Source organism: Pedobacter sp. Leaf250, from assembly GCF_920984735.1.
GTDB lineage: Bacteria > Bacteroidota > Bacteroidia > Sphingobacteriales > Sphingobacteriaceae > Pedobacter.
In genome coordinates, this window is record NZ_CAKLBU010000005.1 from 1 (window position 1) to 18,456 (window position 18,456).

Annotated in this window: 14 protein-coding genes, 1 tRNA gene and 2 rRNA genes; 11 read left to right on the forward strand and 6 right to left on the reverse strand. The window is 37.4% G+C overall.

All coding sequences use genetic code 11. The features are described from left to right. The 3 genes from LUA91_RS05660 to LUA91_RS05670 all read left to right on the forward strand — a co-directional run. Positions 1-125: ribosomal RNA gene (locus LUA91_RS05660) — 23S ribosomal RNA — on the forward strand; the annotation flags it as partial. Between the two features lie 140 nt (positions 126-265). Continuing rightward, positions 266-377 (forward strand): 5S ribosomal RNA (rrf, locus tag LUA91_RS05665). 559 nt (positions 378-936) lie between these two features. Further along, the gene (locus LUA91_RS05670; RefSeq protein WP_231425048.1) at positions 937-2,703 is read left to right on the forward strand and encodes a S8 family serine peptidase; all 1,767 of its coding nucleotides are present in this window, start codon (positions 937-939) and stop codon (positions 2,701-2,703) included. Between the two features lie 29 nt (positions 2,704-2,732). Here LUA91_RS05670 and LUA91_RS05675 read toward each other — a convergent pair whose 3' ends face one another. The 4 genes from LUA91_RS05675 to LUA91_RS05690 all read right to left on the reverse strand — a co-directional run bounded on the left by LUA91_RS05675 (position 2,733) and on the right by LUA91_RS05690 (position 6,500). Continuing rightward, positions 2,733-3,512, reverse strand: a complete 780-nt coding sequence (locus LUA91_RS05675) for a polysaccharide deacetylase family protein (protein WP_231425049.1) — start codon at positions 3,510-3,512, stop codon at positions 2,733-2,735. Further along, a complete protein-coding gene (locus LUA91_RS05680) occupies positions 3,512-4,444 on the reverse strand; it encodes a glycosyltransferase family 2 protein (RefSeq protein WP_231425050.1) in 933 nt (310 codons plus the stop codon). The genes LUA91_RS05675 and LUA91_RS05680 overlap by 1 nt, the downstream gene beginning before the upstream one ends. After that, the gene (locus tag LUA91_RS05685) at positions 4,441-5,625 is read right to left on the reverse strand and encodes a glycosyltransferase family 87 protein (RefSeq protein WP_231425051.1); all 1,185 of its coding nucleotides are present in this window, start codon (positions 5,623-5,625) and stop codon (positions 4,441-4,443) included. The genes LUA91_RS05680 and LUA91_RS05685 overlap by 4 nt, the downstream gene beginning before the upstream one ends. A gap of 62 nt (positions 5,626-5,687) precedes the next feature. Then, complete coding sequence (locus LUA91_RS05690; protein WP_231425052.1) at positions 5,688-6,500, reverse strand: MOSC domain-containing protein; 813 nt, start codon at positions 6,498-6,500, stop codon at positions 5,688-5,690. A gap of 218 nt (positions 6,501-6,718) precedes the next feature. Here LUA91_RS05690 and LUA91_RS05695 point away from each other — a divergent pair, with 218 nt between their 5' ends. The 5 genes from LUA91_RS05695 (at position 6,719) to LUA91_RS05715 (ending at position 14,547) form a co-directional block, all read left to right on the forward strand. After that, positions 6,719-8,110 (forward strand): DASH family cryptochrome, encoded by a 1,392-nt coding sequence (locus LUA91_RS05695; protein ID WP_231425053.1) that lies wholly within the window; start codon positions 6,719-6,721, stop codon positions 8,108-8,110. Between the two features lie 284 nt (positions 8,111-8,394). Next, entirely contained in the window at positions 8,395-10,773 is a 2,379-nt protein-coding gene (locus LUA91_RS05700) for an outer membrane beta-barrel protein (RefSeq protein WP_231425054.1), read from the forward strand. A 1,009-nt stretch (positions 10,774-11,782) separates the two neighbouring features. Next, complete coding sequence (locus tag LUA91_RS05705; RefSeq protein WP_231425055.1) at positions 11,783-12,736, forward strand: hypothetical protein; 954 nt, start codon at positions 11,783-11,785, stop codon at positions 12,734-12,736. A gap of 154 nt (positions 12,737-12,890) precedes the next feature. Next, on the forward strand, positions 12,891-13,079 hold the full coding sequence (locus tag LUA91_RS05710) for a hypothetical protein (protein WP_231425056.1): 189 nt from the start codon (positions 12,891-12,893) through the stop codon (positions 13,077-13,079). Between the two features lie 346 nt (positions 13,080-13,425). Then, entirely contained in the window at positions 13,426-14,547 is a 1,122-nt protein-coding gene (locus tag LUA91_RS05715; protein ID WP_231425057.1) for a PIN domain-containing protein, read from the forward strand. A 92-nt stretch (positions 14,548-14,639) separates the two neighbouring features. On the opposite strand, the gene LUA91_RS05720 is transcribed toward LUA91_RS05715, so the two are convergent. Then, entirely contained in the window at positions 14,640-15,185 is a 546-nt protein-coding gene (locus tag LUA91_RS05720) for a restriction endonuclease (RefSeq protein WP_231425058.1), read from the reverse strand. Positions 15,186-16,020: 835 nt separating this feature from the next. On the opposite strand from LUA91_RS05720, the gene LUA91_RS05725 reads away from it, so the two are divergent. Further along, positions 16,021-17,475, forward strand: a complete 1,455-nt coding sequence (locus LUA91_RS05725; protein ID WP_231425059.1) for a recombinase family protein — start codon at positions 16,021-16,023, stop codon at positions 17,473-17,475. 17 nt (positions 17,476-17,492) lie between these two features. Then, the gene (locus tag LUA91_RS05730) at positions 17,493-17,696 is read left to right on the forward strand and encodes a hypothetical protein (RefSeq protein ID WP_231425060.1); all 204 of its coding nucleotides are present in this window, start codon (positions 17,493-17,495) and stop codon (positions 17,694-17,696) included. Between the two features lie 151 nt (positions 17,697-17,847). Here the strand turns inward: LUA91_RS05730 and LUA91_RS05735 are convergent. Further along, positions 17,848-17,924 (reverse strand) — tRNA-Met (locus tag LUA91_RS05735). A gap of 136 nt (positions 17,925-18,060) precedes the next feature. Here LUA91_RS05735 and LUA91_RS05740 point away from each other — a divergent pair. Next, on the forward strand, positions 18,061-18,441 hold the full coding sequence (locus tag LUA91_RS05740; protein WP_029284154.1) for an START-like domain-containing protein: 381 nt from the start codon (positions 18,061-18,063) through the stop codon (positions 18,439-18,441). Positions 18,442-18,456: the final 15 nt, after the last annotated feature.

Genomic DNA, 18,456 nt, shown 5'->3' on the forward strand with positions numbered 1-18,456 from the left:
GCGAAACTAGCCACGAGATGAGAATTCCATATAGGACCGTAGAAGACTACTACGTTGATAGGCTACAGATGTAAAGGTGGCGACACCACAGTCGAGTAGTACTAATCATCCGAAGCTTTCAAAGCAACAACATTCGTTGTTTGTTCTTCAAAACTTAACTTCTTTCAATAATATGTCATTTAAGGCTGGAAGGCCGAAGGTGGATAGGCGGAAGGTAACCCTCCCTCCCTTAGACCCTCCCTCCCTCAACCTTATTTAAAAACATTTAGGTGCCTATATCGGTGGTGTCCACCTCTTCCCATTCCGAACAGAGAAGTTAAGCCCACCAGAGCCGATGGTACTGCGGTAACACGTGGGAGAGTAGGTCGGTGCCAAATCTTAAAGCCCCATAAAGGGCATTAAAAGAACCCCCTCAGCAACAGCTGATGGGGTTTCTTCGTTTATACAACCTTCCCTCCCTCCCTAAAAAACAAACGCAGCCGTGAACAGGACTGGAACGCCAACAGGATATGGAAGGGTTCTGAACAAGGTCATGCAGGGCTTTGGCCGGTTGTGCGCAGGGAATGGGAACCATATAGGGATCTAGGACATATAGAAAGGTGCAAAGGGATGATGCATTGGGTGGATCTTGGGTTAGATCGGCTCATTGTTGCCATAGGATAACTGGACATATGGGGCCTTGTGCTGTTCTTGCGGAAATGCAGGGCACCTGCCACCTAAACCTGATGGTACGGAAATCCTTTTTGGGCCCATCACACCTTCGGCCTGATTAAAACCTTCAGCAAAAAGATTGGAGGGACAGCAGGACTGAAATCCACAAGTACTTCTTACATACATTTTCTGAATTTATGTTTTATCAATCTGTTAAAAAATGTAAAATCTCTAAGGCACGATACAATAAAACCGTATAATTGTAATATTACGTACATCGCATATATGAATAGTATAACCAACAAAATATTTTTATTTACCGTTTTTTACCTATTTAGTTTAAATGTTTTTAGTCAATCTAAGAATGTACAACTCCCTGCAAACTGGTATAATTTGGATTTATTGGAGAGTGGCTATTACGGAATAAGTACGGAAAAAGCTTACCGCGACTTACTTAAAGATAAAAAGCCTAAGCAAAACATTATTGTTGCTGTGATAGATGGTGGTGTAGATACTAATCATCCTGATTTGAAAGGTGTATTGTGGACTAACAAAAGAGAAATTCCAGGTAATGGTATTGATGATGATGACAATGGTTATATTGATGATATTCATGGCTGGAATTTTATCGGCTCAAAAAAGGGTAATCTGGAATTTGATAATTTAGAATTCGTTAGGCTTTTAAGAATTTATACGCCAAAATATCAATCGACCACTAATCTTACTCCTTTAGATAGTACACAGAAGGAAGAATTTAAGTTATACAAAAAAATGGTTGGTGATTTTGGAAAGAAGTATGAAGATGCCAGTAATACTTTTTCTGTGTTATTGGCTATTAATAAAGTTTTAGATTCTGTTTCAAAAATAAATAAAAAGGAAATTCCATCATATGAAGATATTGAGAAATATAAGGCAGATGATGAAACGGAAGAGCAAATAAAAACGATTATTAGAAAAGGATCAAAGGAGGATGGAAGTTTTGAGAAGTTCTACAAAAGCATAAAAGATGGCTATAAACAATATGATGCTATGCTTAAGTATAACCTAAATCCTAAGTATGATATGCGTTCAGAATTGGTTGGAGATGATTATTCAAATTCAAATCAACGCAATTATGGCAATAACGATGTTAAAGGACCAGATGCTTTTCATGGTACACATGTTTCTGGAATTATTGGGGCCGATCGCACAAATTCATTGGGCATTATGGGAGTGTCCAATAATGTAAGTATTATGGCAATTCGGGTGGTTCCAACTGGTGATGAAAGAGATAAAGATGTTGCAAATGGGATTCGATATGCAGTAGATAATGGCGCCAAAGTGATCAATATGAGTTTTGGAAAAGGCTATAAATGGGATAAAAAAGTTGTGGATGATGCTGTGAAATATGCTGAAACCAAAGGAGTTTTATTGGTACATGCTGCTGGTAATGATAACCAGAATAATGATATTGAAGAAAATTTTCCTAATAAGTATTTTGAAAGCAAAGAAGCTGAAGCATATAAAGAGGCTAATAAAAAGCCAAGTAAACCCGATTTTATTCCTCCAGTAAGAACGAACCAAAACTCTGGAATGAGGATGAGGCCGTCCATTGGAAGAGCCGCAGAGGTGAAGGCAATACCTTTAGACTCTGCAAAGTTTGCTCTTCCTCGTGCCAATAATTGGATTGAAGTTGGCGCTAGTTCATACAAAGATGATGAAAACTTAAAAGCAAGTTTTTCTAATTATGGAAAATATAATGTCGATGTTTTTGCTCCTGGATTTTTAATTAATTCTACCGTTCCGGATGGAAAGTATGAAGATGCCGATGGAACAAGTATGGCTTCTCCGGTAGTATCGGGGCTTGCGGCTTTAATTTTAAGCTATTATCCTCACTTAACTCCTGCACAGATACGAGAAATCATCATGAAATCGGTTTCAAAAGTGGCGCACAAAGTGAAATACAAAAATGAGAAAGGTGACAATGTTAGAGTGATGTTTAGTGAAATTTGTGTAAGTGGTGGAATAGTTAATGCTTATAATGCACTTAAATTGGCAGAAACCTATAAATAGATATCAGTTAATAGATTTTAATTGCCACATTATTTATCAATTGAACTTATAAATTGTTGAAAGGTTCCAAAAGGATAATTTTTTGATTTCAACCATTTGATAAATTCATCCATTCTTTGAATCATTTTATCACCTGTATTTTTACGTACATAAGCTGGGAAACCAAATCTTTCGAAATCATCAAGATCAGTAAATTCCCAAGGGTGGAAATAAATATTGAGATATTTATCTTTTTTATAAGTCCAGCTGGCTAATGTTTTGTAAATATTCAATGGCAAATTATGAAAAGATAACCAGAAAAGTGGAAATCTTACTATCGGACTCACAGAAGCTGGAATTTGCAACACATTTTCGTTGGTAAAATAAGTTCTGGAAATATGGAAATTATTATATCGCCCTGGCAGATATGTTGGGTTAATGGAAGTATTATACTTGTAACCTGCCTTTTCTATTTCCTTTTCATCCACAGGCATCATTCTAGCCATTCTGTAACCGGTAATTTCCTTGCCAGAAAGTTCTTCTAATTTTAACTTTGATTGAAGCAGATGCTCTGGCTTAAAATCAGAATGATAATAACCGTGAGAGGCTAATTCGTGGCCAGCTTCGGTAATTCGTTTTATTAAGTCAGGAATATTTTCTGCAAAAGTTACGGTACAAAAAAAAGTAGCTTTCACCTGGTATTTATCCAATAAATCTAAAATAGCAATCGTACCCGCTCTTGAAATTGCGATTTGATCGGCAAAAGAAATATCCTTACCATATTCAAAAGGCATATCAAACTCTTCAATATCGAAACTTAAAAGCACCATTATTTTTGAGGAATATTAGTTGATCGGATGATATAATTTGGGCGATTTTTCGTTTGCATAAACATTTTGCCCACGTAAATGCCGATAATGCCTAAAATGATTAATTGTAGTCCACCAAAAAATACAATCGTCATAATCATTGACGCCCAACCTGATACTTCTACATTGTTTACAAACGCATAAATTACATATGGTATGTATAACACGGAAGCCAGCGATAAAATAAAGCCCAAATAAACTGCAGAATACAGGGGCTTAATGCTAAAAGAGGTAACGCCATGTAAAGCCAGGCGGAACATTTTTTTAATTGTGTATTTGCTCTTACCAGAAAAACGTGCCGCTGGATTATACTTTATAGCATATTGTTTAAAACCTAGCCATTTAACTAAACCACGTAAAAAAGGTTCATTCTCCTGGAAATTCCTGAAAACATTAACTACTTTTTGATCAAGTAAACGAAAATCTGCAGCGCCAGGTTCTAAATCGATATCGGATAACCAATTTAAAGTTTTATAAAATAAATTTGATGAGCTGCGTTTGCTTTTTGATAAGGTTTTATCTTCTTCTCTAATGGTATAAACTACCTCAAAACCTTCTTCCCATTTTTGGAGCATTGTCGGAATCAATTCTGGAGGATGTTGCATATCACAATCCATGGAAATAACACAATCGCCAAAGGCATGATCCATACCGGCTTTCACAGCCAGTTGGTGGCCAAAATTTTTAGAAAATTCTAGAAAGAAAATGTTTTCGGAAGTTGATGCATACTCCTTAATTTTTTCGAGTGTATGATCAGCACTGCCATCATCTACAAGGATGATTTCATAGTTGTAATCAATAGACGCGAAAACTTTTTTAATACTTTCTGTAATAACGAAAACATTATCAGCTTCATTATAAGCTGGTATTACAATTGAAACTAATTTTCTCATTTATCGGCAATCAAATAAGATTCAAAATCTTCCTTCATCATTTGGAAAATAATGGTTAGCCAAATGACTACGCAAGGTAGGGCTTTGAGCGAATATAGACGAATAAATTCTTTTATAGCGCTGGGAAAAATATCGGTAGGAGAAAGACTGGTTAATACAAATGCAAAAATAAATAGCGCCAAAATCCATTTGTTTTTTGGTTTTTGCTGAACAATGAACCAAATGGCTACGCCGGCAAATGCAATAATGTATGTTGGGGATTCGGAACCACTGCTGAAAATTACAGTAAAAATTAAGGTTGAAGCCAGCAGCATTAAACGAAAGGCTAAATATTTATATTGGTTAATGCGTAAATAAGGTAAGCCAAAAAGCAATAATCCACCTAGCAAAAATGGTGTATTGGATAGGCTAACATCTCCACTAATTCTTCTCGCCATGCCCATTATCGAAATATCCTGAAAAGATGTTAGTGAGGCATTTGTTGAATTCTTATGTACCAATGAATGGTACCAATCAGCATACGATTGAACGACAAACGACGGAGAAGATAGCAACATGGGTAAAGCGAATAATACGCAAAGCGCTACTACACCTGCAATTATAAACTTGACTTTATTTCTGCTAAAAAAGAAAAAAGCCAAACCCACAATGCCATATAGTTTTATTAATGTGCCAATGGCGATGAAGAAAGCGGATTGAATTTCCTTTTGCTTTACCAAATAGGAAAAGCTAAGCATAATAAGTCCTGTTAGCGCAATGTTGAATTGAAAACTGAACAATGCGGTTAAAGCTTCGTGGGCGCAAATCCACGCAATAATACTTCGTTTATTAATCGATATTGGTAAGCTGAAAATTCCCCAAAGTAATATTGCTACATTGGCCACGTTCCATAAAATCATGCCCAAACCATCTGGCAGTAATGCAAATGGGGCTATAAATATCGAAAAGACAGGGCCGTAGTGGTTACTATCACCATATTCCGGATAATTATCAAAAAGGTTTTGTAAATCTAATGTGTGATAATAAACATATTTAAAGATGAGATAGTTGTTATATGAATGATGTTGATATTGCTTTAAACCAGCTACAATTGCCAAAATAATATAAACAGCAACGATGCATTCCTTCTTTAACAGAAAACTAAATATTTTACTAAGTTTTGGGTTTTGTGAAGCCGCCATTGTAATTGTTGGCCGAAGATAAGCATTTTCGAGAATAGCTTATTTTCATTGGAATGATTAAATTATTTCCAATCTTGTATGATTAACTCATCTCCAACTTTAATGATGCCTTCTCCCTTGTGAATAAGATTTTGTCCGAACATAATTTTGTTGTTTTGTTTGCGATAGTTGGCCAAGGTTTTTAATGGTTCAATTCCCTTAATTCCTGTAATTTGATCAATAGTGATCAATACACATCTTGCACATGGTTTTACGCCATGAAATTCAACATTGTTTATGGTAAAAGTTTTAATGCTATCTTCAATATGTGCATCGCCGCCTGTAAAAACAAGGTTAGGGCGGAACCGGTCCATATTTACAGTTTCTTCGAGTTTTTGATTAAGATTATCTAGCGAAGATTGACCAATAATTAGACAAGGATATCCATCAGCAAAACTTACAATTTCACCTTGCATAGCATATTTTGGATCAACTTTTCTTTCCGCTTTCATAGGCATTTTAACCAGTTTAACTTCCATATTCATGAAGTTGGAGAACCATGCACTAACATGTTCGTTAACTTCAACGCCATTGGAAATGTCATCCCAAACACTAACAGCGATTTCTGTAGTACTGACTTCGGTTAAAGAAAAAGAAATTTTTATGTCAGGATCATTTTTGTGAGAAACAATCAGTTGCTCACCTTCAATCGCTACCTGAAGTAAAGCCAATTGATGGTGTTTCCGCTGCGTAATGAAAGTTCCATCACTATCAACAAGCATCCATCTTCTGTCATACGCTAAACCTCTATCTTCAATTTTTGACTCTGGTAAACTAATTCCTCCCAGAGATTTTATGGGATAAATATGTAAGGAAGACAGATAAAGTTTATTCATTGGATAAATATAGCAAAACAGAAATTTATCTTTTAAAACAAATGGAAATTTGAATGATAACAATCTACAAGGCAATGAATGTAATCTGTTTAATAGAATATACTGTCTAATCACTTTCAGGTCGATATGCAATAAAACTTTTAAATAACCTTAGTGTTCTTTTAGCATCGATTTGCTATAAATATCAGCGAATAGTATGCATCATAATAAGTTTAGAAATGGCAAAACGTGGCTTAGTTTGGTTTAAGAATGATTTGAGATTGCATGATAATGAGGCTTTAACAAAGGCAGTAGCTGAGTGTGAAGCACTACTTTTCTGCTATTGCGTGGAAAAGGCGGATTTTGAAAAGCTTGATTTGGGCTTTCGCAGAATTGATGCAGTGCGATTCAAATTCCTGGAACAATCCATTCAAGATTTAGAAAAGAACCTAAAAACTATTGGCGGACATTTAATCATTGGATCGGTTACAGCGGCCGAAACTTTACCAAAAATTGTTGAGCGATATGAAATCACTGACATTTATGCTGAAAAGGAATATGCCGAATATGAACTTAATCTTATTGATCTGGTAACTGATGCTTTGCCAAACGTGAACTTTCATTTTTATTGGGGCAAAACACTTTATCACATGGATGACATTCCTTTTGAGATTGCTAAAATTCCGCTCACCAGTAAAGCCTATCGAATTCCGGCTGGAAAGCAAGCCGAACCAAGGCCAACATTTAGTCGCCCTACCAAAGTAAAATCCATTGAAAAAGTCGAAAAAAGTAAATTTCCTTCCTACACATCACTTGGTTTCACTAAAAAAGAATATGACTACGCAAAGCCATTTGTAAATGGTGGTGAATCAGCAGCTTTAGAAAGATTGGAATATTATACTTTCAAATCGGAACTGTTAACCGGATACCGATGGAGCCGAAATAAATCGGATGGCTTGGATTACAGTTCAAAATTTTCTCCTTATCTGGCATTGGGCTGTATCTCAGCCCGTGAAATATATGAGAAGATTCAAGATTACGAATCGAAAATCAAGAAAAATCAAAGTACCTGGTGGCTTGTTTTTGAGTTGGTTTGGAGAGATTATTTTACATTCAAGGCCATGCGTTTTGGAAATAAAATTTACAAATCTAAAGGCTACAAAAACAAAAAAATCGATTGGGAAAATGATCCGTCGAAGTTTGAAAAATGGTGTAACGGTACTACTGGGATTCCTTTCATCGATGCACACATGAGACAATTAAACGAAACAGGATACATGAGCAATCGTGGCCGGGTAAATTGCGCCAGTTATTTTGTGCATGATTTAAAAATTGATTGGACCTGGGGTGCAGCCTATTTCGAATCAAAATTGATCGATTATGATGTAAGCTCAAATTGGATGAACTGGCACATGCAGGCATTTGAAATTTGGTACACCAACCCTGTGCATCAATCCAATAAATACAAAGCACAGGATTTTATTCGCAAATGGATTCCCGAACTTTCTAAGAAAAATGATATCGAAGTTTTGATTCCTTGGGAATATGACATACCAGAATATGTAAAACCGATAGAGGTTTATAAAAAGTGGAATAGGGCAATTGGCTTAATAGAAAAATTGAAGGTTTGATCGCTAGATTAAAGTTTTGAAAATATTAAAAGCATAAAAAAAGCTCACTTTTTCAATAATCTCCTGATTTTATCAGCAAACTTTTATTTTCACTCGATCAATTTTAATAATTAGCTCAAGCTTCTGATTGTTTAGAAGACGCAGGTGATGGTTATAAAAAAACCATTTAGTGCAGTAAATGCTCAATCTGTGCAACGTTGTGTGTTTTGTTACGTCGTTTTGAAAAGATGAAAACTGAAATCCAGTTAACATTTTATCAAATCATCAAACATACATCCCTCACAATGAAAAAAACGCTGTTAACGCTTATTCAACTCGCAATTTCCTTACAAATTTTTGCCCAACTAAAAACGATAACCGGAACGGTTACTAACGAATATAAGGAAGCCATTATTAATGCAACTATTCAGGTTTACCATCAAAAAGAAACCAAGCCTTATGCCAGTGCGTTTACGGATAGCAATGGAAAGTTTAGCATTTCAGTAATGCCTGAAGATATAATACAGGCGAGCCACCTGGGCTATTTGAATTTCCGTTCGAATACTAATGCCGGAGCAGTTTTAAGTATTGTGCTGAAGCGAGATGAAAATAATTTGAATGAAGTTACTGTAAAGGGATCAAAGCCTCTCATAGAACTTCAGTTTGATCGAACGGTTCTAAATGTAGACGGTGATGCTAAAGCAGGGATCAATGCAGTAGAAGTAATTCGTAGAATTCCTGGATTAACAATTTTAAATGGAAACGATATCCGTTTTGAAGGAAAGGGAATTACTATTATGATAGATGATAAACCAATACGGTTGAGTAGTAATGATTTGATCAATCTGTTAAATTCCACCAGCAGCCGCAACATTTCGAAGGTTGAAGTGCTTTATAATCCATCTTCAAAATACGATGCACAGGGTGAGGGCGGAATTCTGAATATTAAAACACTAAAGCGTTTAAAGCCTGGCTATGATGGCAATCTAAGCCTTACAGGAGGTCATGGCTGGAAATATCTTACAGGTAATAACGCGGCACTATCATTAAACTATCGAAAGCAGAACGATTATTTTTACCTATCATATGGCATTAGTAAAGGAAAGCAATATCAGGAAATTCAAACCGATAGCCGTATTATAGATATTGGTCAGCAATTATTGGATTCGGCAATTTATAAAAGTCCCTACACAAGTCAGAACTTAAGGTTTGGATATGATCATTATTTTAATAAAAATAGTATTTTCGGTGTACTTGTAACAGGTAACTATAACGCCAGCAACTCTACACGAGAAACCAGTACACAAATTTTTACGCATTTAGCGCAAATTGATTCTACAAGAAAATCGATGAGCCTGAATAACCGCATCAGCAAAGGTTTTAATATCAACTTTAATTATAAATTAACAATCGATTCGGCAAAACAGCAGGAAATTATTATTGATGCTGATTTGGGGCGCTTTGATTATCAGGATGATAATTATCTTGCTTTGGAACTTTTGAGTGCAGGCGGAGCAATTATAGGACAACCCTATAATTTGTTGCAGGATGGAAATACTTTAACCAACATACTAAGCTTTAAAACTGATTACACACAGAAAGTAAACAAAACTACCTTTGAAACTGGTATAAAAATGAGTCGGGTGGATATAGAAAATATTTTTATTTCACTTCGAAAAAATGATGCGGATAATAGTTTCGACAACGGCAGTAACGATTTTAATTACAAGGAAAGCATAGCTGCCGCATACGCTAATGTAAAGATTGAACTTGGAAAAATAATTTTGCAACCCGGACTTAGAACAGAGTATACCTTTACACAAAGTTATTCTCCAACTATCGACAGTACAATTAAAAGAAATTATTTAAATCTTTTTCCGAATGTGGCATTGGGTTATAAGATCAAGAGCCACTCATTTTCGGCTTCCTATTCCCGTCGAATTGGGCGACCGAACTATAGTTATCTTAATCCATTCAGTATTGTAAGGAGTGCCTATTCTATTACACAAGGTAATCCCTATCTTTTGCCATCATTTACTGATAATATCCGTTTAGGTTACAGTTTTAGGGGGAAATATACTTTTTCAGTTAGCTACCGCGGGGCACAGAATGTAATTACAGATTTAAGCAGTGTAGATAATCCAAGCAAGATAACTATAAATACCAAAGCAAATCTTTCTGAAAACCAGAATTATGCTACAAACCTGGGTTACTATAATAAGTGGTTTAAGCTATGGGATATTGGCCTTTCTATTGGGCTATCTAACAGCCATTATCGTTTTAATTATCAAAATAATGTTGTTTCCATTGCACAAACTTCTTTTACATACTCACTTGATAATCGTTTTAGTTTAAATAAAGGCTGGTGGATCACCGCTTTTCTTTATGGTCAGACGCGGGTAACTTATGGGAACCAAATTAATTTGCCGTTTTCTTACCTCAACCTCGCTGCCGGAAAAAGCATTTTGAAAGGTAAGGCCAACATAAGCTTGACCTTAAATGATATTTATTACGGTAGCGTTAACCGTAGCGAAACACGCTATGGAAATGTAGATTACAATACCTATAGCAAGTATGATAGCAGGAATGTGAAGTTGAACTTTACCTATAACTTTGGTAACAGCCAGATAAAAATCCGTAGAAGAACTTCAGGTTCTATTGAGGAGCAGGGAAGGAGCAATTAAAGATGAATATTCTATGGTAGTAATATATAAAGAAAGATTTCCCGAGCTTTTTTAAAAAGAAATAGGAAAAGCTGTAAATCAGGGTTTAAAACTTAGCCGAAGCTGAGATCAAATAAAAGATTACTATTTAACAAAAAAAGCCCATCTTTCGATGAGCTTTAATCAGTAGAGTCGAGCTGCAATATGTCGAACTTTTATGAGCATTGCGAAGCTGTGGTAAATTTTGAAAAAATGGTGAAAAACAAAATTGAGGGGCAGTATAGGAAAAAGAAATTATTGTAGTGCTTTTAAGTATCGGGCTGTTGACAAACGATAGTAGGACAAGATCCTTCAGTGAGGAATTTTAAGATTTACATGATGGGTATATTTTATCCTTCATGCTTTAAGGAAAACAAAGAATTTTTGCTAAGAGGCGCAGCACTCGCTGCAATGGATGTTCCAATCGCCCACCCGGTTTCAAGTATTGCATTTACTCCCAGTTGTGTTTTTTTTACATTTTATTTGCCTCCATAATATTCTCCTTTCTTGGTTTAATCAATAAATATTTCATTATTATTAGTGTTAATACGAGTAGAACGATTGGAAGAAAACCACCGCAGCTTGTGAAGACCAGACTGGTTTTCGCCAGCACTATCTTAAAGTATCGTTGTTTTAGATTTCTTTCTGCCTTAAAGATAATGAATTTAGATATGTTTTTAGTTTTTAGGGTCAATAGGCTTGATGAGGGAATTGATATTTATATGTGCTATGAATGGTATCAGCTTTCGGATAATAGAATACGAATTTATTTCGTGCCTCCTTTGTTCCTAACTGGAATGGCCAGAGTAACAAAGGATGGATAATATTAATCCCCTCCTATAACGGACGATAATTCCATAGCAAGAGATGTATCTGGGTTTCGCTACTGAAAAACATTCGATAATAACATTATTTCGCATTCTAACAATTATTTTGTTAGAATACTTTTTTTTGTTATTATTGTGCTGTTATGTTAAACATACAGCGATATTTGGAAGAAAGCTTTGGGCTATCGATAAGACTCTCACCGCTCGGCCAGGCGGAGCAGCGAAGGCTGCCGCTATACCTAAAAGGCGGTTATGAGATACAGCAGGCTGATCTTGATGGGGTAAAGCTGCTTTTCGCCAAGCCCAAAGGGAATGATTTTACTCCCTCTCAACTAGAAAAACAGCAATTCCAGTTGAAGGAAATTTTACAGGGTATCATAGTTTTTGTGCTGGAGGATCTTGAGCCATATTTTCGCAAACGTCTTGTAGAAAACAAGATTGCATTCTGCCAACCTGGAAAGCAGCTCTATGTGCCGGAACTTTTGGTGAACCTAAGCGATCTGCGCAGCCCCAACAAGGCTGAACCTAAAGGGGCTACACTTGGCTATCCCTCGCAATGCGCCGTACTCTATCACCTACTTGTAGGCTCCATAGAGGGCATGCCCCTTGGCGAAGTTGCGAAACTTTTTGTTACCAGCGCTATGTCAGTATCCAGGATTGCCAAGGAACTCGAGCAGCATAACATTATCACTATCCAAGGTACCAAGGAAAAGCAGATGCATTTTGTTCTACGGGCAAAAAGACAAATCTGGGAAAGGGTGCAGGAGCTTATGGTCTCGCCGGTGAAAAAAGTTTTCTACACAGATTATCCTTTGGACGGAGAACCTTTGGCAGTACCCAGCTATGACAGTGCTCTGGCCAAATACTCTGAGCTTTCTGAAGGAAGCCAGCCGGCCTATGCAATTGCCCGCAATCAGGTTGACCAACTGGATGAAAGCAAGGGCCTGCAACTAGGGCAATACGGCAGATCCCGAGTAGAGATATGGGCATACGGCCCATTGGCATTTTCAAAATCCCACATCGTAGATCCTCTTTCTTTATACCTCAGCATGAGAAATGAAGAGGATGAAAGAATAAAAACTGCATTAGAACAAATGATCGATAACATACAATGGTAAAAGAATTAGAACGATTAAGGACATATTTTGCCGACTATAGCGATAACTACATTATTATAGGCGGAACGGCCTGCGAGGTAAGGCTTGAATCAAGGGGGATAGATTTTAGGGCGACCAAGGACGTGCAGCTGCAGGACTTCATAAAGCTGAAGCAATGCAACCTGGGCTTGGCAACTTTGACCTTGCCAGAGCTTATGCTCTAATGGGCAACAAACCGGAATCCATCGAATGGTTGAAAAAGTGGCAGGAACATAGCCAGCGTAAATGGGAATCGGCCAGCTTCAAAGAGGATTTTGATAATCTGAAAGATGATCAAGATTTCATAGTTCTGACCGCCAACTGAAGCTGCAGCCAGTCACAATAAACTACCAAATTGGAACTGGCGGACCTCTCTATTTAAAATTCCTGCCGCCATGGAAAGCGTCCTTCGGCACCCAGCAGCCCTAACTCGCTTTTATTGCTAAAGAAAAAACAACATTCGGAGATGAGAAAAAACATCTCCGGAAAATTCAGAAGCACTTAATTATTTTATGCATCCTGAAAGATGATGTAGCCTGTTGACAAAAGCATTTGTTGCTCTTTGTTTTTAACCCCAAAACTCTGCGATTGGTGCAATAGCGGTATACAAATTGAATAATGCGACAATTTGAGTTAGATTTGGATATGAAATCACCGTTATTCAACTAATTATGAAATCTACCGAACCTATCAGGCATTTTGCTTTGGATACTTCCTTCATTGAATCACAGAATTTTCTTGCAGGAAGACTGCTGAGAAATCTGGGGGATATGGGCAAAAAGGGCTATGTAAAGATCTATATCACTGATATAGTCTACCGGGAAGTTTTATCAAGGTTCGCAAAACGTCTTCTAGAGGAAGAAAATAAAATTCATTCGGTAAAAAAAACGATCGAATCCCATATTCGGGTATTAAAAAATTTTGACGATTATGCTGCCTATTTTACCTTGCCCGAACTAGATACTAATAAACTTACCGGACAATTCAAAGAAGAATTTGATAAATGGATCAGCAATGCTGACATAAAAGTTCTGCCTACCGATGGACAAACCATCGAAAAAGTGATGAAAGACTATTTTCAGGGCAATCCTCCTTTTGGTGCTGCAAAAAAGAAATCGGAGTTTCCGGACGCTTTCAGTTTTTATGCACTAGACCAATTTTTTAAATTGGGTAAAAAGCAGTGCTACTTTGTAACTCATGACACCGATTTTGATGAAGCGGTTTCTCAATATATTATACCTATAAAGGAAATAGGAGAACAACTAGATGTCATCAACAGGGCAAGCGAATTGAGATTTGGGATTCTTAAGAAGATCGAGGAGGTGTATACGTCATCCAAATCCCAATTGGAACATGATGCCAAAATCTACTTTGCCGAGTATCTAGAGGAAGACGCAAATGCAAAAACTGAAATAATGGGAATGTTAATCGATCATGTTGAATCCTTTGGCGTGACCGATTTTAAGTTTGATCGCTATAATATTGTTCAGACAGGAGACTCTGGTGCACAGCTACAGTGCGAAGCTATCGTTCCCTATACCGTTACTTTTATATTAAAGGATGAAAATCGTACGCCCCACCTGAACAAAAATGATTTTGGATATATAGGTGTCGATTATTCCCCCTACGTGATCAAAGCTGAGAAAGCTATAGATTTTTACGTCTCTATTGACATAGATCCCAAAACCGGAAAGGCCAATGCAAAATTAAGCGACGCTGTAAGTCCGACAAGCATAGATATTTTTGACGACTGGCACTATGATTTTTTCTTTAATCAGTCAAAAAACCACTAGCAAGCATCACTGGGATAAAACTTTGCCTGTTGGTTTTATCCATTAACGATTATTTTTTCATAGCGTAAAATTCTAAGTAGTTAAGTACACCATCAATCAAATCCGAGACCAACTCTTTCCTCGAGGCATAATGCAAAGAACTTTTGATGTAACAGCTTTGCAAGATCTTCTGTTGAAACCAAGTTCTCGATTTCATTTCTTGTGATGATCAAGAGCCCTACTTGAAGTTTATGTACAGCCTTGATAATTTCTGATTTAGCAGCCTCCGTTTCGTCTTTGCCAGTAATGCCCGAAAGCGTCAACAGTATTCCATACCTAGCTGTGGTGTCGCTGACTTTGTTGGCAAACCAGTTGACCTGTTCGCTTGTGGTTTTCTTAGTGGTGTTCTTGCATTCGATTGGAATAAAGCTGTCGAGAAAATGTAGATCAGAAATTCGCCTGTCATTTTTATAGATGATATCAAGTTCCCTAGAACCGCTTTTATTGAATTTATTTTTCGCATAGAGTTCCAGACCTTTCAATTTGCCAAAAAGATAGCATCCCAGCTCCTCAAGGGCTGCGCCCTTGTGGTCTGGAAGCTTGGCTGCATCGGATTTCTCCAGCAACTTCTTTATCCTTATGGTTGAAAACTTAGACATCTTTATTCTTATCTTATTCCCTTGTTTTAATAGATATTATGTAAAAGCTTTCTTTAGCTTTTGCTTTTCAATTATTTCACCTAGTCCGTATTAGTATTTGTATTTGTTCTACCCAATTTTCCAATAATTTCCCTAAGGTCCGAAGTCACTTTCAAACGGTAAACGACAAGCTGTTTTGGGCCACTATTGGCCTTTCGTGTCTTATATATCAATAGATAAAATCTTCGAATTTTATTTTCGATTATTGTAAAAAGCATTGTCTAACATAGTCAGAAGGCCTTTCCCAGAAAAGGACATGTTTAAAGACACGTCTATTACTAAGATAAAATTTTCAGATTTCATCGTAACCTGAGGTAAACCTACCATCAAGTAGAAGATGCCGAAAGGACAGGCAAACCGGCTGAAGCAATCAAGCGTAGCTCAGCGCTAGAACCTCCCAAAAAAAATGGTCTTACCTTTAGAAAGGGAGAGTATTCCCATTTTAACGTATAGATAAAAAAACATTTCTACTATAGAAAGTAGTGGTATCCCCAAAAACACATTGAGGAAAAAAGCGCATTAAAAAAGGGTGGAAATCAATCCGACCCTTTCCTTGTTCAAAAAAATATTACGCATTATCCCTCGTGAGAAATAGCGCAAAATAAAAATACGCCAGCAGTGTCTCTTGCCGATCCAGTCGAAGTATCTGATCCGAAAAATATAATGAATGGCTAAAAAGTAAAATAACTATGAGCTTTGTACAGTTTGGAACGCAATAGAGTGGTTGCTTTTGGCCGAAATACACTAAAGGCTATTCTGGTTTGTTTATAAGTCTGAAAACAAATGTTCCAACATTATGAAATCAGCTTATCTATATGTGCGTGTAAGCACTGACGAACAAAAACGAAGGGGCTATTCTCTGCCCGAACAGGAAGATCGATTGATCAAATACTGTGAATCGAACAATATCTGCGTAAAGGGTGTCTACCGGGAGGACTTCTCCGCCAAAGACTTCAACCGACCAGAATGGAAGAAGCTACTTTCCGAATTGAGAAAGGGCAGGGGAAAGGAAGAAAATAATATCTTTTTCATCAAGTGGGACAGGTTCAGCCGTAATATCCAGTATGCGTATGAAATGCTGGGCATTCTCAGAAAGCTCAATGTTTCAGCAATGGCCATCGATCAGCAGATAGACCTTTCCGTTCCCGAGAGCTCGGTGATGTTGGCCATCTACCTCTCAGTCCCAGAGGCGGAAAACACTAGACGTGCGATGAATACCTTAAATGGAATCAGAAAGGCCAAGGAAATGGGTAGGTATCCCAATAAAGCTCCTGTGGGATATGTGAACACGGCATCATTGGATGGCCGCAAGATCATATTGCCAAAACAGCCTGAAAGCGGGATTATAAGATGGGTTTTCCGTCAGCTTGCGAAGAATATCTATAAAATTGGGCACTTAAGCGAGATGGCGGTGAACAAAGGCCTGAGAAGTACACGCTCAAATTTTTCCAAACTTATTCGTAACCCAGTTTACTGTGGCCTGATTCCGCTTAAGCTAGGAAATGGGGAGAATGTTATGATAAAAGGAATACACGAGCCACTGATACCCGAAGCCCTTTTTTACGAGGTGCAGGATGTCATCAATACCAAAAGGAAGGTTAGTACGATAAGGACCGATTTCAGGTCCACTTTTTTTCTTACGGGTTTTCTGATCTGTCCGCTATGCGGCAAGAGGCTTACGGGAAGTTTTTCCCAAGGCAATACTCGAAAATATGCCTATTATCATTGCCGCAAGGGGTGTAGGGCAAGGGTAAGGGCGGATAAGCTAAATGACAGCTATAGGGACCAGCTCCAGAAATTACAGTTATCGGAAATGGTAGGTGATCTGTTCGTCGCCATTCTTGCAGACTGGAATGTTGATACGCAAAAGACGGGATTTCTTTACGAAAGACAAGCACTTCGACGTCAGTTAGTCGAGCAGGAGACAATGCTATCCAGAGCGAGGAAACTGTTTGTGGAGAACATATTGAAATACGATGACTATAGCGAAATGAAAAATGAATTTCGGAGGATTACTGGGGTTATAAAGAAGGAGCTTTGTGACGTTGCCATCAAACTAAAGACAATCGAAGAGCAACGGCGGCTTGGCTTCCGGACTTCGATAGATGTATTTCGGGGCTTTGATAATCTCGATACAGCGGATAAAAAGCAATTGGTCAGCTTTTTTCCTCCAGTTGGAATAGACTTGAATAAAAGCGAGGTGTCTTTAGGCCATGATGTTGCGCTTTCGAAGGTAGTGGTTTATAAATAGTATAATGGGGAAATCAGATGGATTTTATAGACAGAAAGGTTTCTGGGAGTAAGGCGATAGCGTTGCTTGCCAAAAATGGGATAGAGGTTGATGATGAAGAGGTTGCGGTAATACTGAGTTTCTTATACCTCATTGCCAAGATCCATAACAGAAAAATGGTACTGGAGGATGTTGAGATCGGTAAGGAAAAGTCGAACAAGTCAAATAGTTACCTAGCGTAGCCTTGATAGGTTTTTCTAGTCCCAAATTTGTTTTGGTATAGGTTAACTGATTGGAAAATGTCGAACCGGTATTGGGGGAGGTGCAACTAATTGTAATCTAGATTTTTAGGGGCATAAAAAAAGGAAACAACAAATATATGCTGTTTCCTTATGGTAGCGGGGAGCAGGATCGAACTGCCGACCTCAGGGTTATGAATCCTGCGCTCTAACCATCTGAGCTACCCCGCCGAGTAAAAATATTTGCTTATATTATCAAATATTTAGGTGGTTATTTTTTGGAGTTGCAAATATAGAATAAATTACCTTTCTTTAGAAAAATAAAATAAAAAAAATACGTCCGGAGATATTCTGGTAATGAATTAACATGGCAGAAAAGAAAAAATTTACGCTTGAGTACGAGGTTAAATCGTCACCACGAATTTTGTATAGCTTTATAAGTGAGCCAAATGGCTTGTCGCAATGGTTTGCCGATGATGTAAATTTCCGCGATCAGGTTTATACGTTCACTTGGGATGATGAACAACTTAAAGCAAAGCTTGTTTCTATCAAAGAGAATAAATTAGTAAAGTTTAAATGGCTAGATGATGAGCCACAATGCTATTTCGAAATGGAAATTGTACAGGATGAACTTACCAACGATGTTGCTCTCGCCATAACTGATTTTACAACTGATGACCTATTGGCTGAGAAAAAATTAATTTGGGATAACCAAATTGACTATTTGATTAGCGTTTTAGGTGCATAGTTTCCCGCTGCATTG